At 37.9% G+C, this 23,269-nt stretch carries 19 protein-coding genes; 12 read left to right on the plus strand and 7 right to left on the minus strand.

The genetic code is table 11. The features are described 5' to 3' along the window. Window positions 1-345: 345 nt before the first annotated feature. The 3 genes from FJR09_RS08670 to FJR09_RS08680 all read right to left on the minus strand — a co-directional run bounded on the left by FJR09_RS08670 (window position 346) and on the right by FJR09_RS08680 (window position 2,162). A complete protein-coding gene (locus FJR09_RS08670; protein WP_174783276.1) occupies window positions 346-921 on the minus strand; it encodes a ferric reductase-like transmembrane domain-containing protein in 576 nt (191 codons plus the stop codon). Between the two features lie 652 nt (window positions 922-1,573). Further along, window positions 1,574-1,780 (minus strand): hypothetical protein, encoded by a 207-nt coding sequence (locus FJR09_RS08675; protein WP_015079117.1) that lies wholly within the window; start codon window positions 1,778-1,780, stop codon window positions 1,574-1,576. A 4-nt stretch (window positions 1,781-1,784) separates the two neighbouring features. Beyond that, a complete protein-coding gene (locus FJR09_RS08680) occupies window positions 1,785-2,162 on the minus strand; it encodes a GIY-YIG nuclease family protein (RefSeq protein WP_148762964.1) in 378 nt (125 codons plus the stop codon). Between the two features lie 208 nt (window positions 2,163-2,370). On the opposite strand from FJR09_RS08680, the gene FJR09_RS08685 reads away from it, so the two are divergent. Together FJR09_RS08685 and lysS are read left to right on the plus strand one after the other, a co-directional pair. Further along, the gene (locus tag FJR09_RS08685) at window positions 2,371-2,730 is read left to right on the plus strand and encodes a VOC family protein (RefSeq protein ID WP_168653676.1); all 360 of its coding nucleotides are present in this window, start codon (window positions 2,371-2,373) and stop codon (window positions 2,728-2,730) included. A 56-nt stretch (window positions 2,731-2,786) separates the two neighbouring features. Continuing rightward, window positions 2,787-4,370, plus strand: a complete 1,584-nt coding sequence (gene lysS / locus FJR09_RS08690) for a lysine--tRNA ligase (RefSeq protein WP_015079120.1) — start codon at window positions 2,787-2,789, stop codon at window positions 4,368-4,370. Between the two features lie 423 nt (window positions 4,371-4,793). Here the strand turns inward: lysS and FJR09_RS08695 are convergent, their stop codons facing one another. Then, a complete protein-coding gene (locus tag FJR09_RS08695; RefSeq protein WP_015079121.1) occupies window positions 4,794-6,056 on the minus strand; it encodes an FAD-dependent hydroxylase in 1,263 nt (420 codons plus the stop codon). A 398-nt stretch (window positions 6,057-6,454) separates the two neighbouring features. Here FJR09_RS08695 and FJR09_RS08700 point away from each other — a divergent pair, with 398 nt between their 5' ends. The 6 genes from FJR09_RS08700 to dacB all read left to right on the plus strand — a co-directional run bounded on the left by FJR09_RS08700 (window position 6,455) and on the right by dacB (window position 15,199). Continuing rightward, window positions 6,455-8,152: an AarF/ABC1/UbiB kinase family protein gene (locus FJR09_RS08700; RefSeq protein WP_015079122.1), complete on the plus strand. Its 1,698-nt coding sequence runs from the start codon at window positions 6,455-6,457 to the stop codon at window positions 8,150-8,152. Window positions 8,153-8,198: 46 nt separating this feature from the next. Then, window positions 8,199-8,579, plus strand: a complete 381-nt coding sequence (locus FJR09_RS08705; protein WP_015079123.1) for a hypothetical protein — start codon at window positions 8,199-8,201, stop codon at window positions 8,577-8,579. A gap of 325 nt (window positions 8,580-8,904) precedes the next feature. Next, window positions 8,905-9,678, plus strand: a complete 774-nt coding sequence (gene gloB, locus FJR09_RS08710) for a hydroxyacylglutathione hydrolase (protein WP_015079124.1) — start codon at window positions 8,905-8,907, stop codon at window positions 9,676-9,678. 231 nt (window positions 9,679-9,909) lie between these two features. After that, window positions 9,910-10,368 carry a 50S ribosomal protein L9 gene (rplI, locus tag FJR09_RS08715; RefSeq protein WP_015079125.1) on the plus strand — a complete coding sequence of 153 codons (459 nt, stop codon included), beginning with the start codon at window positions 9,910-9,912 and terminating at the stop codon, window positions 10,366-10,368. 108 nt (window positions 10,369-10,476) lie between these two features. Next, window positions 10,477-13,734: a replicative DNA helicase gene (gene dnaB, locus FJR09_RS08720; protein WP_015079126.1), complete on the plus strand. Its 3,258-nt coding sequence runs from the start codon at window positions 10,477-10,479 to the stop codon at window positions 13,732-13,734. A gap of 1 nt (window position 13,735) precedes the next feature. Continuing rightward, complete coding sequence (gene dacB, locus FJR09_RS08725; protein ID WP_168652510.1) at window positions 13,736-15,199, plus strand: D-alanyl-D-alanine carboxypeptidase/D-alanyl-D-alanine-endopeptidase; 1,464 nt, start codon at window positions 13,736-13,738, stop codon at window positions 15,197-15,199. A 162-nt stretch (window positions 15,200-15,361) separates the two neighbouring features. Here dacB and FJR09_RS08730 read toward each other — a convergent pair whose 3' ends face one another. Further along, window positions 15,362-16,537 (minus strand): DNA double-strand break repair nuclease NurA, encoded by a 1,176-nt coding sequence (locus tag FJR09_RS08730; RefSeq protein WP_015079128.1) that lies wholly within the window; start codon window positions 16,535-16,537, stop codon window positions 15,362-15,364. 81 nt (window positions 16,538-16,618) lie between these two features. Here FJR09_RS08730 and FJR09_RS08735 point away from each other — a divergent pair, with 81 nt between their 5' ends. Continuing rightward, window positions 16,619-17,251 carry a tetratricopeptide repeat protein gene (locus tag FJR09_RS08735; protein WP_015079129.1) on the plus strand — a complete coding sequence of 211 codons (633 nt, stop codon included), beginning with the start codon at window positions 16,619-16,621 and terminating at the stop codon, window positions 17,249-17,251. An 11-nt stretch (window positions 17,252-17,262) separates the two neighbouring features. On the opposite strand, the gene FJR09_RS08740 is transcribed toward FJR09_RS08735, so the two are convergent. Further along, the gene (locus FJR09_RS08740) at window positions 17,263-18,048 is read right to left on the minus strand and encodes an HAD family hydrolase (protein WP_015079130.1); all 786 of its coding nucleotides are present in this window, start codon (window positions 18,046-18,048) and stop codon (window positions 17,263-17,265) included. Between the two features lie 220 nt (window positions 18,049-18,268). Between FJR09_RS08740 and FJR09_RS08745 the strand changes: the two genes are divergently transcribed. From FJR09_RS08745 to FJR09_RS08755, 3 genes are all read left to right on the plus strand, one after another. Further along, on the plus strand, window positions 18,269-20,317 hold the full coding sequence (locus FJR09_RS08745; RefSeq protein ID WP_168652511.1) for an FHA domain-containing protein: 2,049 nt from the start codon (window positions 18,269-18,271) through the stop codon (window positions 20,315-20,317). 54 nt (window positions 20,318-20,371) lie between these two features. Continuing rightward, a complete protein-coding gene (locus tag FJR09_RS08750; RefSeq protein WP_015079132.1) occupies window positions 20,372-20,821 on the plus strand; it encodes a hypothetical protein in 450 nt (149 codons plus the stop codon). A 412-nt stretch (window positions 20,822-21,233) separates the two neighbouring features. Further along, window positions 21,234-21,809, plus strand: coding sequence for a YHS domain-containing (seleno)protein (locus FJR09_RS08755; RefSeq protein WP_168652512.1), 576 nt, complete (start codon window positions 21,234-21,236; stop codon window positions 21,807-21,809). A gap of 147 nt (window positions 21,810-21,956) precedes the next feature. On the opposite strand, the gene FJR09_RS25110 is transcribed toward FJR09_RS08755, so the two are convergent. After that, entirely contained in the window at window positions 21,957-23,204 is a 1,248-nt protein-coding gene (locus FJR09_RS25110) for a GUN4 domain-containing protein (protein WP_254433068.1), read from the minus strand. Window positions 23,205-23,269 lie beyond the last annotated feature (65 nt).

Here is a 23,269-nt window from a genome sequence, read left to right on the forward strand (position 1 = left end):
TCAGAGGTGAAACGCTGCTGCGGCGACGATAGTTGAGGGGTAGCCCTCCGTGAAAATAGCTCGATGCCAGGTTTATTATTTAACAACAATGCCCCTTCTATTCATTTAGAGGGGGTTTTGTTTTGGTTATTAAGTACCTGAGTAAAATTAATTGAAGATGAATAAGGTGTCAAGAAAAGGGATGTAACTAGTAGTCTGTCAAATTTATTTTAACGGGTTTTTGGTAGTGCGGGCATACTATGGCTAACGCCACGCTGCGCTATCGACAAGCTCAGTACAAGTCTTGCCCGCGTGAGCGTCTCGCTCACACTACAGTCCATCATTTTTATCTTGACAAACTACTAGTTACTGTTCCTTGATTTCAATTATTTTTCTAGTCACAAAAAGCAAAGATAAACTAATAGATAAAATAACCGCAAAGGGAGTAAGATAACTCCAGCGTCCGAACATTTTATCTAAAATATGCCAGGGAAGTATAAACAAACATAGATAGGTTAAATTGTGTATTTTTTTCCAATTTTTTTGAAGTTTTCTAACACTTTCGTCATTAGATGTTATGGCTAAAATAGTGAAAATGATAATTGATGATAAGCCTTGAAAGTATTGGAGGCAAGTATTGAAATCTAAGAAATTTAAAGATTTTTGCCAAATCAATAATGCAGCGTGATTCCAAGCAAAACAAAAAGCAGTAACACCTGTGTAACGTCGGTTTTTCATCAAGCTTTTCCAAATATATTGTTGCTTATAAAAATTCGGAAAAAGTGTTTTTATTATAGTAGGAATAATAGTCAGCGAATAATATATTAAAGACAAAACACCGATAATATTTGCATAATCAATATATGGGATCAAAAAAAACACTGTAGCACTGAAAATGTAATTAATAAATACTAACGTGACAAAACCAAAAATGCCATTCATGTTTTTATGAGTTTTTATGAGATAGAGGCTGCATTTCCAGATTCTTTAGATCGGACAATACGGTTTCATTTTTCCACAATTAGTATCAGATAGCAATCTGTCTTAAATATACGTAACAAAATTTTTTAGTAAGCTGTTACGCATTTACTTTTTTTGCCCAAAAGCCTTACGGCAAGGACTCTAGGCTACGAAATATCAAATTTAGCTGCGTAACAGCTTATGGAATAAGTTTGTATAATTCCATCGGGCAGGATGCCCGCACCACAAGATTTAGCCCGGGTATTTATTCTGCATCTATCGTCAAAACTTGCTCATTTTCGCGTATATATGTGTAATTTGGGTTAATAAACAAAACCCAACAAAATCTTAGAAATGTTGGGTTTCACTTTGTTCTACCCAACCTACAATTATCTTTAACTGAAATCTATCGGTTTTAAGTCAATTTACTGATTTTAACAAAACAAAAAAAGGCAAATTATACAGAGTCTGCAATTTTTATTCAAGATTCCGATTGCAATATTATCGAACTGAGTCAATTTATGGAACAATGATTTTATTCTCCATGACAACAGTTACAATAGTTGCAGATTTGTATATGATTTTAGTGACCATATATTAGTTTTCAATAATACTAATATATATTTGTTGTTTGCTATTGTCCTCGTCCTGGTTTGCAGTCTGCGAAACCTAATGCTTCGCTATCTAGGAAACTAGCGATCGCCATTTCAATAATAGCTTCTACTGGATAGTCAATTTCAGCAGCACGAGCAATTAAAGCTACTCTGATTTTTTCTGGTAAGCGTTCTAAGATAATTTTAGCATCAGTAGCGGAAAGTTGCTCTAAAAGTTCTACTTGCATAATGTTACTGCTCACTTGGTATTTGAACGTTGTAAGGAGGTTCAGTAGCTCTGAGAATAATTGCTTCTAACTCCAATAATAGCCCAGGATTTTCCCAATGAGAAATTGGTTGTACTGCAATACGCACATCTTCGTCTCTATATTTATCTAGCCATGCCCATAAAAAAGCTTTGTGACCTCCACTGAAACGGCTACGCAGATTTTGTGCTTTACCAATGTAAAGTAATCCTTCAGTTTTGTGTCTAATAGCGTAAATGCCAGGACTTCGAGATATGTTATCAAACCTGCGGTTTAAGGGTTGACATTGCTCAAAGGGAGTAAAAGCTATTGCATCTAATATTACTTGAGCCTGAATTTTTAGATCAGATTCTTTTGCGGACATAAAAACAATTAGGGTAATTCCACAAGAATTATTCCACAGTTTAACGTTATAATAAGTAGTGGTACAAAATAAATTGCATATTTAGGAAAGGGAATATCAAAATTGATGATGATTTAATAAAAAATATAGGTCATGTTTATTTATATATTTTTAATCAATTACATAAGTCCTAATCTGACAGATAAAATTGTACTATATTTAAAAAAAAATGCAAATTATACAGAGTCTTCATACTGCTATTCTAGTGACTGATTTAGAACGTTCGGAATATTTTTATAGCCAGATATTAGGATTAAATAAAATAGAACGTCCTTTAAAATATCCCGGTGTCTGGTATCAAATTGGTAATTATCAACTTCATCTGATTGTTGCACCTACTGTACCAACTGATAAGCAACAGGAAAAATGGGGACAAAATCCTCATATTGCTTTTTCTGTGGTTGATTTGCAGGTTGTGAAAGATGAGTTAATCGCTAAAAACTATCCTTTCCAAGCTAGTGCTTCTGGTCGGGCGGCGATTTTTATTAAAGATCCAGATAGAAATATTATTGAACTTAGTCAACAATGAGATTATTCTCCATGACAAAAGTTAAAATGGATGGATTGTGAAAAGATAAATAGCAAATGTTTTGGGCTGATAAAATCGCTGCTGATGCAGTAGGCTACCAGGTAGTTAATGATTCTAAGACTCCATCAGGAAGAGTACACGTTGGATCTTTGCGGGGTGTGGTTATCCATGATGTGATTTACCGGGCATTGAAACACGCAGGTAAGCCCGTTAAGTTCTTGTATGGTGTGGATGACTATGACGCACTGGATACAGTTCCAAAATACTTAGATCAGGAAAAGTTTTCTCCTTATTTGGGCTTTCCGCTGTGTAATGTGCCTTCTCCTGGTGATGATGCTAGTGATTATGCTAAATATTTCATTGGTGAATTTTTTGAAGTTTTCGAGTATTTAGGAATTAAACCAGAAACTTATTTTCTCCGCGATTTATATCGTTCTGGAAAACTTAATTCCTATATTGACACTTTCTTAAAAAATGCCCATTTGGCGAGAGAAGCTTATAAGGAAGTAAGCAAAGCTGACCGTCCAAATAACTGGTATCCTTTTCAAGTTATTTGTGAAAATTGCGGTAAGATTGCCACAACTGTCACGACAGATTATAACGGTTCAGAAGTATTTTACACCTGCAAACCTGATGCAACTGATTATGTAAAAGGTTGTGGACATTCTGGCTGGGTTTCTCCTTTTAATGGTAATGGTAAATTACCTTGGAAAGTTGAATGGGTGGCTAAGTGGGATGTGTTGGGTGTAACTATTGAAATGGCGGGGAAGGATCATTCTCAAAAAGGTGGTTCTCGTGATGTTGCTAATGCGATTAGTCGCAAGGTTTTACAAAAGCAACCTCCTTTCCATTCTCCCTATGAATTTATTCTGGTAAATGGGACAAAGATGAGTTCTTCTAAGGGAGTTGGTTCGAGTGCTGAAGAAATTGCGGCTTTACTTCCACCGGAATTACTACGCTTTTTAATGTTGCGAACTCAGCCAAGAACTGTCATTAATTTCGCGCCAAATTATGAAACTACTACTCGTTTATTTAGAGATTACGATACTTTAATCAACAAGTATTCTAAATCTCCTGAATTAACGGAGGAATTAATGCCGTTATTTTACGCCCAGCTAGGGGATGAAGTTAAAACTTTCCAACCTTTTGATTTTAGTACCCTGATTTCTTTGTTGCAAGTTCCGCGTTTAAATATTCAGGATGAGGTTGTCCAACGTAGTTTACAGCCTTTAACTGAGTATGATCAGGAAATTATTAATCAAAGAATTGCTGCTGCACAATTGTGGTTACAAGATTATGCAGATGAGGAAGAAAAGTTAGTTCTGTATTTGGAACAAGTTCCTGATAAAGCTAATGATTTGAACTCTGAACAAGTTGCTTATTTGCAAAAGTTGATGGAGAATTTGCAAAATATTCCTAATTGGGAAGCTGAGGAATTACAAACTATAATTTTCTCGACTACTAAGGAGTTAGGGATTCAACAACCAATTGCTTTTAAGGCTTTGTATCTATCTTTTTTAAATAAAGAAAAGGGTCCAAAAGCTGGTGGTTTGTTGTCTTATCTGGAGAAGTCTTTTGTGATTTCCAGGTTGCAAGATATTGTGGCTTTGAATGCTGGTAAGGAAAAACTAGAAGTTTAAATTATTCTTGTTCCCTGTCTCTGGCAGGGAATACGGTTTATGAGGCTCTGCCTCTAGATTATCAGAAGTCAGAGCCTTCTAGATTGCATTCCCAGGTAGAAGCTGGGAACGAGGAAACGAGGAAACGAGGAATAACCATTAAATCCCTCGACGAAATTCTTTGATTGCTTCTAAGAGGATGTTTTAAAAGTTTTTAATGTGTAAACAGACCCCTCTCCAAACCTCTCCCCTACCAGGGGAGAGGCTTTAAAACCCCCATTCCCTTGTAGGGAAGGGGGGAAGGGGGGTTAGGTTTTTGGAGATTATGGGTTTCATATAATACTTTTCAAACAACCTCTAAGGTGCGTCAGATGTCAAAATCTATTTATGGCTGGCTAAGTTATCGAGTCTGACGCACCCTACGATATTTTGGTTTTGGTAATTTCACCGTTTAGCTAATTCAGGAGTTTTTCCTTTTAAGCCAATCATTAATTTCAGGGCGAATATTTTAACCATGGGAACTCGCTGCATAATCCATAGACCCAAACGGCGAATTATGACTATTGGTAAGAAGTTGTTGGAAAAAACTCGATCTAATAAATCGGTGAAACCTAATATTGCGAGATTTTCTTTTTTTCTCCAACTTTCATATTGCTTGAGAATGGAAATATTGCCAATATCTTGACGATGTTTATGTGCTGTTTGGATAATTTCAGCTAATGCGGCTGCGTCACGAATCCCCAAATTTAAACCTTGTCCACCGACGGGATGACAATTATGGGCGGCATCACCAATTAATGCTAATCTAGGGAGAACATAGCGATCGCTCTGCATTAACTGTACCTGAAAAATAAATCTGTCTCCCAATAATTCCAATTTCCCCATTTGCTGACCATAGCGTTTAGTTAGTTCCGCTAAAAATTCCTGATCATTCAACGCACACAAAGCTTTTGCTTCTTCATGGGGCGCAGTCCAAACAATGCGACAACGGTTTCCCGGTAAAGGTAAAATGGCAAAGGGACCACTAGACCAAAACTTTTCGTAAGCGGTGTTATTGTGAGATTTTTCTGGTTTCACAAAGGCCACAATACATGATTGCCAATATTTCCAACCTTTAGTTTTAATGCCCGCAGCTTGACGAATGGGAGATTTTGAACCATCAGCAGCGACTAACAATTTACTGCGAATTATCCGATTTTCGTCGGCAATTTTGATATTAATAGTAACTATATCTCTTTCATTTTGCGTACTTAATACTTCCGCTGGACACAAGATAGTTACATTTGGACAACTTTGCACAAATTCCTGTAACGGTTCTAACAGTGCATAATGTTCCGCTACAAAACCTAACTCTGGTGTCCCTAAATCAGCAGTTTGGAAATTGACTACATCGGGATAATCAGCATCAGAGAGACGAACTTGGTTATATTTGGCAACATTGGGGAGAATTTTATCCCATAAACCAATTCCTTGGAAAATTTGTGCGGACAGCATATGTACAGCATAAGCCTGTCCTTTAGCCACTGCGGCTGATGCCACTCTAGCTTCAATAAGGAGGATATTTAAACCAGAGTCTTTCAAAGCAGCGGCTAAGGTTAAACCGACAATTCCACCACCGACTATAACCAAATCATAATCATATCCCCAGTAGGTTTCTGTGGGGGTGTGGGGAGAGGAAAGAGTGGGGGTAAGCTGGGAGAGGGACATTGTGAAGATAAATTACATAGTTTTAATTATTATTGTGACGCATAATCTGGCATTAATTCCCGCATAGCTTGGATTTCACTGCTGGTTATTTGCATAGCTGATTGATATTTCTGACTGGGTGGTGTCAAAATTAACTACATTATGGAAAGGCTTTAGTCATTAAAAAAAGATAAAATACCCCAAATACATACAAAAAGTTTGTACTTTTATAAAGTATAGTTAAGAAAAAGATCAATAAATCTAGGATCAATAGGCTTATTTCTTCACCTATTGCGCCTAGATCCGGTTAAAGTTTCTTTCTAAACTAAAAAGTACCATTTTCCTGTGCCAACAACTAAGTTAGCATTCAGAATCAAAGCGACGATGTACAATTCCCAGTTGAAGAGGCAAATAAAGGCGTGGGTCAGTATCAATCTGATGAATTAAAGCAGTATAATCCAGAAGCGTTGCCCTGGGCAAGCGCGGCTACCAGTCGTCACTTTCGCTACCGTCCCTGGTTAGTATGGGGGCGACTACTGAGAATAATCTGGTCTTTTGCCGGATTTATATTCAGTCTCAAGTGGGACGACTGGCAAGACGAGGTAGAGGAAAATCAAGGGAAACGCGCTACCCAGTTGCGAACCCTACTTACCGATCTGGGTCCGACATTTATTAAAGTTGGTCAAGCCCTCTCGACTCGTCCCGACTTAATCCGCAAGGATTTCTTAGCAGAACTAATCAAGTTACAAGACCAGTTACCACCTTTTGATAATGATCTGGCATATCAGATTATTGAAACAGAATTAAATCGCTCAATTAGCGAAATCTTTCGGGAACTTTCCCCTCAACCCGTAGCAGCGGCTAGTTTGGGTCAAGTCTACCGGGGTCGCTTACTCAGTGGTGAAGAAGTGGCAGTCAAGGTACAACGCCCCAATTTACGCCCGTTACTGACAAAAGACCTGTATCTCATGCGTTGGGTTGCCAGTTGGCTTGCTCCCTGGCTACCGCTGAATCTCGGTCATGATTTAACTTTGATTGTGGACGAGTTTGGTACAAAGTTATTTGAGGAAATTGATTACATCAATGAAGGTCACAATGCGGAAAAGTTTGCCCATAATTTCCGTAATGACCCCCAGGTAAAAATTCCCAGTATTTACTGGAATTATACCAGCACTCATGTTTTAACCCTAGAATGGATTAATGGCTTTAAACTCACAGATACTCAGAATATTCAATCTGTAGGTTTAGACCCAGAAGCCATCATTCAAATAGGTGTAACTACTGGTTTACAACAACTATTAGAGCATGGTTTTTTCCATGCCGATCCTCATCCTGGGAATTTGTTCGCTATGGCCGATGGTCGCATGGCTTACATTGATTTTGGTATGATGGATCAATTAGAGGAAACCACTAAGGAGAATTTAGTTGATGCTTTAGTGCATTTGGTAAATAAGGATTACGCTGATTTAGCGGCAGATTTTGTCAAATTGGGCTTTTTGGCAGCGAATACTAATATTGCCCCTATTGTGCCGGCATTAGAAGCGGTATTAGGAAATGCTATTGGTAAAAATGTCCAAGATTTCAACTTCAAAACCATTACCGATGAGTTTTCGGAATTGATGTATGAATATCCTTTCCGTGTACCGGCAAAGTTTGCTTTAATTATTCGTTCTTTGGTGACACAAGAAGGAATTGCGCTGAGTCTAAACCCCAATTTCAAAATTGTGGAAGTTGGTTATCCCTATATCGCCCGACGATTATTAACTGGGGAATCTCCCGCATTAAGGCGACGGCTATTGAATGTGTTGTTTAAAGATGGTAAATTTCAGTGGCAAAGGTTAGAAAATCTGATTACTATTGCTCGCACTGATAGCAATTTCGATGTTTTACCAACAGCGAAGATGGGTTTGGAATTCATCCTTTCCGAAGAGGGTAAATTTCTCCGTCGTCAGTTGGTTTTAGCTATCACTGAAGATGACCGTTTGCACACAGAAGAAGTCCAAAGTTTGTGGGATTTAGTCAAGGACGATTTACCCCCAAATCGTTTACTAAATGTCGCCATTAGCCTGTTAACAGAGTTCTCTAGAGAAGGTGTAGCAGCTATTTTAGCTAAATAATCTGTTACCAAATAAAAATGAATTTTAATAACAACCAGGAGTTTTAATGTACTATTACCCTCTGCAACCACCCTACTTTTTACTATTAGTTGGTTTTCTCACGGCTTTCACTTCTGGGTTAGCTTTATCTGGAACATTGAAGGTAATTGTCCAACAATGGCCACAGGATAAGTCTCCTAAAGAAAAGACTAATACCCGTTCTTTTTATAAACAATTATTAGTACCATTTATTGGTATTACTGGTGGTTCTTGCTTATTTCTTTGTTCTGGTTTTGAGATATTTGGGTTTCCTTTAGGAATGGCTTTAAGTATCGGTTTACCTATGAGTCTGCTAACTTGTTTCTTTATTTGGCGGCAGTTGGGAGGTTTGCTAGATTATGTTAAAAGCGAAGGAATGCAGTCTTTGGATTTAGATTCTTGGTCTTAGTAAGATTATCTTGTCTGAATCAGGATGTCCATGATTCAAAGATTAACAGGATGGAAAAATACATTGTCTGAATCAGGATGTCCATGATTCAAAGATTAACAGGATGGAAAAATACATTGTCTGAATCAGGATGTCCATGATTCAAAGATTAACAGGATAAAGAAATTAAATTCATTGTCTGAATCAGGATTTCCAGGATTAAAGGATTTACAGGATGGAGAAAATAGGTATCTTATTACCAATCACCAATTACCAATCACCAATTACCAACTAGATAACTAGCAACTTACTATTACTGATGATAGTTTTTGAGGAGAAAAAGCTAATGCAGATAATCCGTTTACCGGTACTTTCAGATAATTATATATTTTTACTGCATGATCCAGTGCGGAATATTGCGGCTGTTGTTGATCCTGCGGAAGCACAACCAGTTTTAGAGGAATTGACGAAACTCAAGGCTGATTTAGTAGCAATTTTTAATACTCATCATCATGGCGATCATGTGGCTGGAAATACGGGGTTGATGAAGGAATTTCCCGATGTGAAAGTTTATGGAGGTGCGGAAGATCGGGGGAGAATTCCGGGACAACAGGTGTTTTTGCAGGAAGGCGATCGCATCCAATTTAGCGATCGCACTGCTAATATATTCTTTGTACCTGGACATACTCGCGCTCACATTGCCTACTATTTCCCCCCAGCAAGTCCAGGAGAGCCTGGAGAATTGTTTTGTGGTGATACATTGTTTGCGGGAGGTTGTGGTCGTTTATTTGAAGGTACACCGGGGCAAATGGTAGATTCTTTAACTAAACTCCGGGCTTTACCTGATCATACTCGCGTCTGGTGCGCCCATGAATACACTTTAAGCAATTTGCGTTTTGCGGTGACTGTGGATGCTGAAAATGCAGATTTACAAAAACGCTACCAAGATGTTAAAGCTCAACGGGATGGGAATGAAGCGACAGTTCCATCAATACTAGGAGTGGAAAAACTCACAAATCCTTTTTTACGTTGGGAAGAACCATCTCTACAAGCAATAGCGAAAAGTAAAGAAGGAGTCCAAACCTTTGCCCGGATTCGAGGGATGAAGGATAATTTTTAGTCAGTTGTCAGTTGTCAGTGGTTAAGAATTTTCTGGTTATCTTCTTTGTGTGTCCCTTCTCAACTCCTTTTTTGATATTTCTGACATTTGGTATTGCGATCGCTCCCCAAACTTCGCTAGAATCTTGAGGCTGTGGGTATGTTCAAAGTCGCTGAGGATCAAGCTACAATTTTGTGAGCCACTCTGATGACACCCAAATAACGAAGATTTTACCAAGAAAAGCGAAAAACAATGGCGAAACGTGTGCAATTAGTTTTAACAAAAGATGTTACCAAGCTGGGAAAACTCGGTGATTTGGTAGAAGTAGCTCCCGGTTATGCTCGTAACTACCTCATCCCCCAGAGTTTAGCCGCTCGTGCTACACCCGGTCTGCTCAAACAAGTGGAACGCCGACGCGAGAAAGAATATCAAAGACAATTAGAACTCAAACAACAAGCAACTGAGCAAAAAACAGCTTTAGAAAATATTGCTGGTTTAAAAATTGCCAAGCAAGTTGGTGAAAATGAGGCTATTTTCGGTACAGTTACTACTCAAGATGTTGCAGATGCAATTCAAGCAGTAGCTAGTCTAGAAATAGATCGTCGTGGGATCACTATTCCCGATATTAGCCAATTGGGTACTTACAAAGCTGAAATTAAACTCCATTCTGAAGTAACAGCAGTAATTAACATTGAAGTCGTCTCTAACTAACGGTGACTTAATTAATCACCACAGATGATATATCTGTGGTTATCAATATTTTCCTATCGGTTTTGGATGATTAGGTAAAAATCCAAAATCGCTAAAATTTAAAATTCTATGGCTGAAGAACTAAGTTTTCAAGGTGATGGTAGTAATCGCGTCCCACCTCAAAACATCGAAGCAGAAGAAGCGATTCTAGGAGGTATTCTACTAGATCCAGAGGCAATTGGTCGAGTGAGCGATCGCCTAGTTCCGGAAGCATTTTATATTAGCGCCCATACAACCATCTATCAAGCCGCCCTGCGTCTCCATACCCAGCAAAAACCCACAGACTTACTTTCTATAACTAGTTGGTTGACAGACAATGATCAATTAACACAAATTGGTGGCAGAAATAAATTAGCAACATTAGTAGACCGGACAGTTTCTGCCGTCAATATTGATGCCTTAGCAGGGTTAGTCATGGAAAAATACCTGCGTCGGCAATTAATTAAAGCCGGGAATGAAATTGTTCATCTTGGTTTTGAAACAGAAACAGAATTACCAATTGTTCTTGATAGTGCCGAACAAAAAGTTTTTAACGTCACCCAACAAAAAACCCAATCGGGATTGGTTCATATTGGTGACACTTTAATTAATACTTTTCAAGATATTGAAACTCGTCATCAAGGCATTGCTTTACCGGGGATACCTTGTGGTTTCTATGATTTAGATGCCATGACTAGCGGTTTTCAGCGTTCTGATTTAATTATCGTTGCTGGGAGGCCGTCAATGGGAAAATGCCTCAGCCATGATTCAGAAATCGTCTTAGCAGATGGACAAATTGCGACAATTGAAGAACTATATCAGCAACGTCAAGGTTCATTATTAACCTTAAATGATGATTGGAAATTTACCTTTACCCAACCATCTGCATTTGTAGATGATGGAATTAAACCAGTTTTCCGCGTCACAACTCGATTAGGTCGGGTAATTGAAACCACAATCACTCACCCATTTTTAACTATTAAAGGCTGGCAAAGATTAGAAAATTTGCAAGTTGGAAATAAGATTGCCATCCCTCGTAAAATAGATGTGTTTGGGACAGAAACTATCCGCGAGTGTGAAGTCAAATTATTAGGTTATTTAATTGGTGATGGTGGTTTAACTAATAGCACTCCTAGATTTACAAACAGCAACCCATTATTGCAAACAGATTTTTCTGAAGCAGTAACTGAATTTGGTGGTTTATCAGTACGATGGGAAGATTCCCAAGGACAACGGACACCTTCATTATGTGTTCGTGGAGATTTAGAATTGATTGCCACTCAAAGACAGCTTTTCGCGGAAAGGCTCAAAATTGCTATTAGTTCTCGTTCATTAACTGCTAAAAAATTGAGCAATGAACTAGGAGTAACGCCATCTTTACTTTGTATGTGGCAAAAAGGAGAATGTGTACCAAATTATGACACTTTTGAGTTATTATGTAAAACTCTGGAAATTAAGTCAGAAGAATTTGCACCTCATGGATTCGCTAGTATCAGTAAATCGAGTAAAAATGCTTTGACAGTTTGGTTAGAAAAATTAGGTTTATGGGGCAAAGATGCTCATACTAAAACTGTCCCAAATATTGTATTTAAATTAGAAAAATCACAATTATCCTTATTCCTAAATCGTCTCTTTGCCACTGACGGCTGGGCTACCCTACTCAATAGTGGTCAATCACAATTAGGTTATGGTACAGTCAGCGAAAAACTAGCAAGACAAATTCAACATCTGTTATTAAGATTTGGTATTATTGCTGCTTTGAAAAAAAGGTCTGTAAAATATAATAATACCCGCAGACCAGCATGGCAATTAGATATTACTGATGCCATATCTATCAAAAACTTCATTGCAGAAATTGGCATTTTTGGCAAAGAAGCAGCATTAGCAAAAGTTACAGAAGCAATATCTCAAAAAAGATATCAAACCAATCGTGACTTGATACCTGTAGAAATTTGGGAACAGATAGCAGTAGCTAAAGGTAGCGAAACTTGGAGTAGTTTAGCTCAACGGGCTGGGATTAAAAGCTATACAAATATTCATGTCGGTAAACGGGCATTAAAAAGGGAAAGATTATGGATTTTAGCCACGGCTTTAGACAATTTACCACTTCAGCAATTAGCAAATAGTGATGTATATTGGGATGAAATTATTTCTATTGAATCAGTTGGTAACAAACAAGTTTATGATTTAACAATTCCCGAAACACACAACTTTATTGCTAATGATATTTGTGTTCACAATACCGCCTTTTGTCTTAACCTCGCTCATAATATTGCTGCTGGTTATAAACTACCGGTGGCTGTTTTTAGTTTAGAAATGTCCAAAGAACAGCTAGTACAAAGACTATTAGCTAGTGAAGCCGGAATTGAAAGCAGTTATTTAAGAAGTGGCCGGATTAGTCAAACCCAATGGGAACCTTTAAGCCGTGCCATTGATAAACTCTCAGACACGCCAATTTTTATTGATGATACGTCAAATATTACAGTCACACAAATGCGAAGTCAAGCGCGACGACTGCAAGCCGAACAAAATGGAAATTTAGGATTAATAGTCATTGATTACTTGCAATTAATGGAAGGTGCAGGTGATAATCGTGTGCAAGAATTATCAAGAATTACCCGTTCTTTAAAAGGTTTAGCAAGAGAATTATCTGTACCCATAATTGCTTTATCACAGTTAAGTCGTGGAGTAGAAGCAAGAACTAATAAACGCCCAATGTTATCTGATTTGAGAGAATCGGGTTGTTTAGCAGGAGATACTTTAGTAACATTAGCTGATAGTGGAATACAAATACCAATTAAAGAATTAGTAGGTAAATTTGGTTTTGCAGTTTGGGCATTAAATGAAAAAACAATGCAATTAGAAAAAGCAATTGTGAGTAATGCCTTTTCCACAGGCATGAAATCGGTATTTACCTTAACAACTCGATTAGGTCGAAAAATTCGTGCTACTGGTAATCATAAATTTTTAACTATTAATGGTTGGAAAAGATTAGATGAATTAGATTTGAATCAACAATTAATTGCCCTTGCCAACAGTGATGTATACTGGGATGAAATTGTTTCAATTATACCTGATGGAGAAGAAGAAGTATTTGATTTAACAGTTGATAAATTACATAATTTTATTGCTAATAATATTATTGTTCATAACTCAATTGAACAAGATGCGGATATAGTAATGATGTTATACCGCGATGAATATTATTCACCAGATACCCCAGAGAGGGGAGTTACAGAAGTAATCATAGCTAAACATCGGAACGGACCAACAGGAACAATTAAACTATTATTTGATCCACAATTTACAAAGTTTAAAAATCTCGCTAAACCAAATAATAATTGGTAATATGTTAAAAAAAAATTATGCCAGTTTGATATTACTATTTATTTCTATTAATATTGGTAGTATTCAAAAAATAGCCCAAGCCCAAACACCTGTTACACCAGTTACTACTACTAAACAAATTTGTCCTGCTCAATTATCATCTGCTATTAATACTATTATCAATCATCCTCAATTTAGTCGAGTCCGTTGGGGGATTTTAGTTAAACCATTATCATCAGAAAAAATTCTTTATAGTCAAGATTCTCAAAAATATTTTATTTCTGCTTCTAATATGAAGCTATTTACTACCGCAGCAGCATTACAAAAATTGGGGGCAGATTTTCGGATTCGTACCTCTATTTATGATGAAGGTAATGGTGTTTTGCGTGTAGTGGGAAGGGGAGATCCTAGTTTCAAAAATGCTCAATTAACAATATTATCAAAACAACTATATCAACAGGGAATTCGGCAAATTAATCAGTTAATTGTTGATGATAGTTATTTTCAAGGTGAAGTAGTTAATTCCAGTTGGGAATGGGAAGACATTCAAGCTGATTATGGCGCACCAATTAATAGTTTTATTCTCAATGAAAATGCTACTGTATTAACTTTTTTACCACAAACTATTGGAGAACCATTAAAATTAAAATGGACAGAACCAACAGAAGCATATCGGTGGAAAATCGAAAATAATTCCGTCACTACTGAAGCCGATAAACCCAGTTTTGTAGAAGTAAATCGTGACTTAAAAGGACAAATTCTGCGAATCAAAGGACAATTGGCTATAAATTCCCAGCCAGAGATTACAGGTTTAGCCGTATTTGATCCAGTTGCTAATTTTATCAGACAATTTCGCCAAAATTTAGCTAAAGAGGGAATTACAGTTAAAGAAACTCTGAGTAGTAATCTGAGTAAAAATGACAAAGAAATAGCCGCAGTAGAATCTCCACCTTTATCGGAATTATTACTAGAGACAAATGTGAATAGTAATAATTTATATGCTGAGGCTTTACTCAGAAGTTTAGCTATTAAGAAACCAGAAGAAAAAAATCAAAATACGGCTGATGTCGGATTACAAGTTGTCAGAGAAACTTTAACTCAATTAGGAGTTGCACCAGCAGGTTATGTCATTGTAGATGGTTCTGGTTTATCTCGGAAAAATTTAACGACTCCAGCAGCGTTGGTACAACTTTTACAAGGAATTGATAAATCACCTCAAGCAGCAGTTTTTCGGGCTTCTTTACCTATTTCTGGTGTCAAAGGTAGTCTAAAAAATCGGTTTCTTAATACTGCGGCTGCGGGAATAGTGCAAGCAAAAACAGGTTCAATGACAGGAATTTCTGCTTTATCTGGATATATGAACGCACCCAATTATGAACCCTTGGTTTTTAGTATTATGGTAAATCAATCTGAACAACCGGGGAAAGTCATGAGAACAGCAATAGATGAAATTGTAGTTTTATTATCTGAATTAAAGCGGTGTTAAAATAATTGAGTTGAGTAAATGACAGGACTTAAGCAAAATATCTCTCAAACCCCCATTTCTCTGTGTTCTCTGTGCCTCTGTGGTTCGTTATTCCATGACTTACTTATATCTATACTTTCGCACAAAATGACCAAAAAGATAAACTCCATGTACAACCTGAGTTTAGGCAATACTACCCCGTTTTCTTGCTTCTTTGTTGGAAATCCCGACATTTTTGATCCCAGCTTTAATCATTTGTCGTTCTAAAAGGGCAAAGAACCGGGTTCTATCACCACCCCTGACTACAGCCTGATTATGCGCTTCGGCGATCGCCACAGGATAACCATACCCCTTATGTACCTGTGCCAACATTAGCCCTAGTGCTTGATCAAACATGATGGAATTTTCTGCAACCCAAGCAGGAACTTCAATCCGGGCAATTTCCGTCCCGACATGGACGTAACAAAAATAAATAATTTGCTCGTCATACAATTCTAAAATTCGGGCATTACTCCGCCATAATGGTCCTCTTTGTCCAGGTTGAAGTTGGGTGGTCATGATGGTTGTATCGCGCAAAGTATCAAATTTTTTGCAAGGTACGTATTCTAGTTGATTGGGACAATGGGCAATACAATCGGGGACAGGATGAGGACAAGCTAAAAAGCGTAAAAAGTTGGTGGCTTCGGTGCTACGAGAGGCACTAAGATAACCCATGAGGGGGATTTGGGCTTGTTGGAGTTTTTGCCAAGCTTCTAAAACCGGAGGTAAAATCATATCCCTGGCATCCATCGGTAACTGATCTAAAAACCAGTATATTAACGAACCATCTATCATTGCTAAGACTGGGGCTTCTGTCCTGGTACTACAAGCCAGTTCCGCTAATACTGTAGCCTCAGAGGCTGTGCGCCGATAACCCATCCATTCATCTGTTCTAATGCCCCACTGACGCGATATATATAAATCTTCAGGGCGATAAAATACCTCCGGTAAACTATCGAGAACTGGGTGAAGATCTTGACCATAGTGTAAAACAACTCTGCCGATATTCAGTAAGTAACAATACGCAATTTCGTGATGATTGGGGGCAATTTGCGAACCATCTGTAGAAATAACAGTATGAACTTTGGGGGGAACAGGAATAGTAATACAGGTTTCGAGAGGTTCAATGGGTGTAGCATTCGCAAAAATAATCCGATTTCGCCATTCTTCTTGACGTTTAACTAACTCCTCTTGACACTCAAAGGCCTTTTTTAAATATTCTTGTGCTAACTCTAACCGCTGATGACTTGCAGCCACTTCTGAAGTTAAATGTTGACTGAAACCTTGCATTTGTCTCGATATTTTTGTTAAATCAAGCATATTAGTTGAGTCTATTTGTGTTGATGTAAGTAAATGCCATATAATTAATAACTGTATGCTAATAATTGGAAAAATAGCGTCATGAAAAAATGGAAATTAACAATTACAACTCTTATATTAGGAACTATATTATATAGTCCAAAGGTGAGCGCTAAGAATTTGGCAAATATTTCCGATTTTAGAATAAAATCAGCACTGTTAGCACAATCTGATCTGAAAGAGGCTATAGTATATTTTCATCAGGGAATTAACCGTCATACATTTGGAGACATAAAAGGGGCTATTGAAGAATATAATAAGGCTTTACGGTTACATCCTAATTTTCCTGAAGTTTACTATAAACGAGGAATATCTCGCTATAAGTTGGGAGATTTAAAAGGGGCGATTGCAGATTATAACAAAGCAATCAGTCTTAATGCTAACTATCCTGGTATCTACAATCATCGAGGATTTACTCGTCATGATTTGGGAGATTTAAAAGGTGCGATCGCAGATTTCAATCAAGCATTACTTCTTAATCCTAATTTTCCTGAAGCTTACCAAAATCGAGGTATTACTCGCAATGCCTTGGGTGATAAACAGGGAGCAATTACTGATTTGACAACAGCAGCTAACTTATTTAAAGAACAAAAAAGAATTTCTAATTATCAAGAGGTAATTGATTTAATTCAAAAGATTAAGATCCCCGACTTCTTAAAGAAGTCGGGGATCTAGGTTTACTCGATTTACAACCAGGTGGAAAAATCGTGAGCAAAATGGGAAAGTGATATTAGCTGAATACGTGGATCATTTTTGCCAGCTTCCCTTTCCGGTTGAGTGTTATAACCCCAATCTGCTAAGAAAAGTTTGACATGATCTAAGTCTGATTGTTGTTTAACTAACTGTAAAGTTTTCAGTCTATCTTCAACAAACCATAAACTTACATTTTGGATATTTGCTTTCTTGATTAATTCACGCAAAGTTTCATATTTTGGGCGTTTTACTTCCTTCCCAAAAATATTTTCTGGTGGTAAATTAACTCCTTCTTGTTGTAATAATTCCTTGACAAATCGCCCTTCTTTGGTAGTGACAATATATAACTGTCTTTCACTTTTAAGAGTTATTTTGAGTCTTTCTATCACACCTGGATAGAATCTATGGAGACTTAACCAACCATTTAAATCTGTCTGAATCCATTCATCTCGTAAATGATCCAATTTTGTCGAAACTGCTTTTGCTTCTAGGTTATCTGCTGCTAAAATTTGGGGAGTGATGTTTGTCCATGATTGGAGAATTTGATCATCAGAAAAACCCTCAATTAAGGCTTTGATTAAAACGGGCATTTCCCAACCAGTTTCAATTACAGGACGTAAACGATAAAATCTTAAAGCTAAATCATCTGGTGGTGTATCGTTAATCGGCGACCAAATTTGACAGTAGGTACGCCACGCTACCTCAAAATATTCAATTAGTCCATCGCAAACCACTCCATCAAAGTCTAAAGCCAAAATCGTGGGACTATTTGCTGTCATTGTTCTGAGGTTAAAAACTGCTTTTGTTAGCTTACCGCATCTTCATCTCTGGATATGTAGCGATTAATCTATGAAATAGGGAATAAAAAATAAAGTTTTTTTAAGGTTTTTTCGGTATTTTTATGGAAATAGGGGAAAATATTGATGTATTAATATTATCAACTGACTCAAACCGAGTCAGACCATCAGATATTAAGGTGTAAATAGGAGCATCAAAACCATGCAAATCAAGCTGATTTCCGAAAATAAACTGACAGAGGAGCAGGAAGAACAGGTTTTTACCCTGCCGGTAGCTATCGGACGAGATATAACTCAACTTCCTGCGGTTATCAATGGTGAAACGGTGTCTCCTGTAGTTTTATTGGACTCTAATAAGCAAATTTCTCGGTTTCATGCTCAAATTACCTTAGACAACAATGAGCTTTATGTAGAAGACAAGAGCGCCAATGGGACTCAAGTTAACGGTCAAAAGCTACTTAATCAACGTCGGACTTTAAACAGTGGGGATAGACTGGGAATAGGTAATCATACCATTACCGTTATTCTCATTCGATCTGAGGATGAGAATGCTACCGTTGTATTGGAAAATAATTCCACAATTTTTAACCCCCAATCTGAGATTATTCCCGTATCTAGGGTGGGGAAATTACCAGATTCTCAATCATCCATCATTTTTAACCCTTATACGGATGCTTTAGAACAGCAAACTCCCGACGCTGTACCTAGTCAACCTGCGGGTTTTCCCTATAATCTCAACTTTTGGAATGGAGAAAAGGTTTCCCCGGAAGCTATTCGTCGCAGTGGTATTTTAGTCAGAGAAACAGAATATGTGGCCTGCGGGGGAGGAATGGGCAGTTTTGTTTGGGTGGATATGTTGAGAATTGCGGGGGTTAAACCGGAAAATATTAAAGTTTTGAGTATTCAAGACAAACCTTATAAGCGCTATGAAAGCCTACTGAAAAATTGTCAAATTCCCCGACATAAACGGATTCGTTCTGGTTCAGATTCCTGTCCTGATAATATTTGGGGATGGCCAGGATATGCTTTAAGAGATACTTGGAAATCCTTTTTTTCTGGACAAGTTGGTGCAGCTTTAGGATTTTTGTGGCAAGTTTTTGCCGAACCTGTTTATGCAGATACTTACACCCCTCGTGGAAAAGATGTATTTGAGTCCATGGACCGGGAAGGGGAGCGCATTGGTTGGGGTAAAATGTTAGAATATGGCAGTATTCGTAGTCTACGACAAACAGAAGATGGGCGTTATTGTATTGCCTATTCTACTTCCAACCAAGAAGACGGAAATCACCAATTTTTATTAGCTAAATATGTCCATCTCTGCACAGGTTATCCAGCAATTAAATTACTAGAAGACCTAGAACAATATCGTCAACAATATCCCGAAGAAACAGGAAATAAGAGAACTGTAGTTCAAGGTTATGAACCCCATGATCATATTTACCAACAATTAGAAAAAAAGGGCGGTACTATTGTCCTTCGAGGGTCGGGAATTGTCGCCTCACAAATATTAGAAAGGTTGTATGAAGCCCGAAAAATGCAAGGGAATATTCAGGTAATTCATTTAAACCGAGAACCGCGCAAAGGTAATCAATTTGAGCAAGCTAAACGCTATGTAGAAAATGATTGGGAATTTCAACCTTTTAACTGGCCAAAAGGAACTTGGGGGGGTGATATGCGGACAATGTTAGAAGCCGCTGACCCGTTAAGACGACGGGAATTATTACAGGGTTGGGGGGGAACAACCACAGCCAGTCGTAAAAAATGGCGCGACATTATTCGTCAAGGAATAGCCCAGAAATGGTATGAAATTCGTTATGGTGTAGTCACCAAACTAGAACGTAATTCCCAAGGTCAAGTTATTACTCATGTAGTCACTAACAAAGGTCAAAAAACCCTAACTGCTGATTTTGTTATTGACTGTACAGGATTGATTTCCAATCCTTTAGAAAGTCCATTTTTAAAAGACCTAATACTGCATTACGATTTAGAACTAAACCCACAAGGACGTTTTCATGTAGAAAACAACTTTGAAATCAAAAAACTGCGAAATAATCGTTCTCGCATATATGGGGCAGGAATTATCACATTAGGCGGTCCCTACGCCCCCGTAGACACATTTTTAGGACTACAATATGCTGCCCATCGTTCTATGGAAGCATTGGCGGCTGCAAAAGCTCCAGGAGTCCGCTATATTCAGGGAATTTATTCCCTTTGGCAATGGCTAAAATGGGCATTGAATCAAAAGCCTTAATTGCTTTCAAAAACCTTAATTTACATTATTTCTAACAACATTTCTAACAACATTATGACTCCAACTTTATTCGGACGTTGGCAAACGCGAATTTTTTTGTTAGCAACGGTGGGAATGTTAGTTTCTCTGCTTTTCTATGGGGGATATTTAGGCATTGCCTCCAACTTAGTTTACTTTTGGGTTGTGTTTTATGTAGGTTTATTTGGCATTGCTTGGGATGTTTTGTATGATTTTCTGCAAAAATATCTGTGGGACCATGACTGGCCTGGAGTATTTCAACTTTATGCAGGAGTTATAGAAGGGGTATTTCTGGCTTTAATAATTGCCAATATCGGTTTACCGCATATTCCTAAAAGTGAATTTGATTTAATCAGATTTATTCAACATTATGGTTTAGTTTGGTTAGCAATTTATTTATCTGCTTGGGTAGTCATGCGGTTATTATTTCCCCGGTGGCGTTTTCGCGGTGGAGAATGGATTGGCAAATGGCCGAGAATTTCTTAGGGATTTATTCTTCCCACTTTTCCATAATTCCATTTAACATCTGTTCAAAAAATTCCCTCTTGAGGAAACTGGAATTTACCCCCCTTAGTCCCCCCTTGCAAAGGCTACGGTGTACACACAAGTCTTCTAGAGTTGCCCCACAACGTTTAGATCCCCCCAACCCCCCTTAAAAAGGGGGGCTAAATTCTTCAAAGTCCCCCTTTTTAAGGGGGATTTAGGGGGATCGGATAACGTTTAGCATCCTGTCTAGAGATGTGTGTACACCGTAGCTTGTAAAGAAACCGGAATTTACCCCCCTTAGTCCCCCCTTGTAAAGGGGGGAAACCGGAAAAATTAGTTCCCTCCCCTTTGCAAGGGGAGGGTTAGGGTGGGGTAAGAACCTGATATTGTCCTAAAACAAATAAACATTTTTATGAATCACCAGAACTTTCTCGCTTTCATCACATCCTCAATATTCATGGTGGGATTAAGTTTAGGTTGTCGTTCTCATGCAACCACTACAACCGTTATTCCCAGCCTTCAACCCGCTGCCAATGGTAACTTTGATCCAAATGCTATTCAAGGGCAAAATCCCCCGGTTAATACCCCTTTAAAGCTGGCTGGTAATGTGTTTAATGTCCAAGACTCTTTTGTTTTAAAAGGTTTTGATGCTGTAGCCTATTTTCAACAAGGAAAACCGATTCCAGGTAATGCTAATTTCACCTATAAATGGCAGAATGTAAATTGGCGATTTTCTACAGCCGAAAACCGCGACTTATTTATTAAAAATCCTGAAAAATACGCTCCTCAATATGGAGGATTTTGTGCTTGGGCTGTCAGTAGAGGATATACTGCACCTATTGACCCTAATGCCTGGAAAATTGTCAACGGTAAGTTGTACTTAAATGTTAATTTGGACACTCAAAAACGCTGGGAAAAAGACATTCCTGGAAATATTCAAAAAGCTGATCAAAATTGGCCTGGTATAGCTAAGAAAATTCGCCGTTAATGAGCATTAGTCCTACTTTAGATCCCCGACTTCTTTAAGAAGTCGGGGATCTGGTAGGCTAACAGGTAATGAAATCCCCAAAGCCTAATAAATCGGTTGTTTATCTTTTGATAAGAAATACTTATAATCTTGTGTAACGCTTACGGGTTATAGTCTAGAGAAGAGAAAAGAGTAATCCCCCCCCTTATACCCACCCGAAAAACCCTCCCCCAAGGGACCACCCGGGAGGTGTCCCGGTAGTGCAGTATTACTAAAGGTATAACTATCGTAACTGAGCCATTCATTATTTTTTATCCAACCAACGCGGGAGCTTAACTTTACATAAGTATTAAAGTCAGGTTCTCCATCTAACTTGCCTCCCAAGTCCAGCCAAATTTGCTTTTGTACAGAAAAGCCAAACTTGCCATTGCTATATTTTACCCATAATTGATCCATTTTTCGCAATTCCTGTCTGGGAAAATTTTTCACATCTTCAACTCTTAACCATCCTTCCTGTTCTCGTTTAGTTAACTTTTTCATCAATTCCCAAGTTTCTAAATCTGCATCTTGCCATTTTCCTGCTTTTAAAAATGCTTCTAATTCCTGAAATATGGCAGGTGTAGGTTCATTTGTAGGACTAGGATTATTAGGAGGGGTATTAGCTAATGTGACAGGTGTAGGTTCAGTTCTAGGACTAATATTATTACCAGTGGTATTAGCTTGGGTATTATCTGGAATATTACTAATTAAATTGGGGAATTTTTCTGTCGGTATTCCCTGAACCCCATCTCTTGCTAACGCTGATTCACTTCTGCCAAATTCAGCCTTACCATAAATACCAATTACTTCCCCCTGGTCGTTTAATATTGGTCCCCCACTCATCCCCGGTCTTGGACTCCCACTCAAAAATAAATCATATCCCAGATTTTCTCCCCTTCCTCTAGCTGTGATTTGGGTTGTAATGAAGAAGTAAATTCGCTGTTGACTATTAGAACTAGAAGGAATAGGAAATCCAGAATTATATACCGTTGCACCTTCTTTAACTGTCTGAGAATCAGCAATTTTAGCAATGGGATAATTTTTAGAACTGGTAAATTTGACTAAAGCTAAATCTAATTTTCCCACAATTTGAGCTTTGTTTTCCATCTGGTATTTTTGCCCATCATGGGTGATAAGCTCATAAATACCATATCCCGCTTTTTTAACCACATGATTGGCTGTTAGCACAGTGTAGGTATTACCATCTTTGGCAATAATTACTCCTGAACCCTTACCATCTAATCCTCCAATCATGACGGTGATTGGTTTAGCGATATCATTAACTTGTACAGGAGTTAAAGCAAATACGGTTTGGTATTGTACTAAAGCTAGGGTTGTTGTCCCTAGAATTACTCCTAATCCCTGGGAAAATTTCATAGTTCTTTGTCTGTTATAATACTATTTTTTATATACTATTTTTTATAATACCCTTTCTTGCTACC

This window comes from Dolichospermum sp. UHCC 0406 (assembly GCF_009712025.1).
In the GTDB taxonomy this organism is placed as follows: domain Bacteria; phylum Cyanobacteriota; class Cyanobacteriia; order Cyanobacteriales; family Nostocaceae; genus Dolichospermum; species Dolichospermum lemmermannii.